At 72.1% G+C, this 423-nt stretch carries 1 protein-coding gene; it reads left to right on the forward strand.

Going from position 1 to position 423, the window contains the following annotated elements; translation table 11 throughout:
• The first annotated feature begins 71 nt into the window (after positions 1–71).
• Positions 72–341, forward strand: coding sequence for a hypothetical protein (locus tag BIV01_RS16760; protein WP_070416867.1), 270 nt, complete (start codon positions 72–74; stop codon positions 339–341).
• Positions 342–423 lie beyond the last annotated feature (82 nt).

Consider the following 423-nt stretch of genomic DNA (forward strand, 5'->3'; position numbering starts at 1 on the left):
CCCGCTGGTCTGGCACCGGTCGTCGTTCGCGAAGCTGAGCGCCTGACGCGTGACGTCCGTATGCTCGCCGCATGGCTGACTTCACCGCTGAGCAGGCCGCCGTCGTGCGGATCGAACGTGCCGAGGAGGGCCGCTGGGACCTCACGGTGATCAGCGACTCGGGCGTCCGCATGGGACACGGCGAGTACCTCTTCGACGAGGCGGACGACGACGCGGCGGGGGAGCAGGCAGCGGCCCTCGACTTCGTCCGCGGCTACGGCTTCCGCTTCGAACCGGACGCCGTGGTCGCCGACGGACCCGATGCGTACTGGGCACCGCTGCTGGCGCTCGACGAGCGGTAGCGTCGGGGTCCCTGCTCAGAGGGTCGCGATCAGCTGCTCGACCCGCGCGCGGACGGCGTCCCGGACGGGGCGGACGCGGTCG

This window comes from Curtobacterium sp. MCBA15_013, assembly GCF_001865095.1.
Taxonomy (GTDB): Bacteria; Actinomycetota; Actinomycetes; order Actinomycetales; family Microbacteriaceae; genus Curtobacterium.

Coding starts and splice junctions, on each gene's coding strand:
- BIV01_RS16760 (WP_070416867.1), top strand. CDS start 72: ATGGCTGACTTCACCGCTGAGCAGGCCGCCGTCGTGCGGATCGAACGT.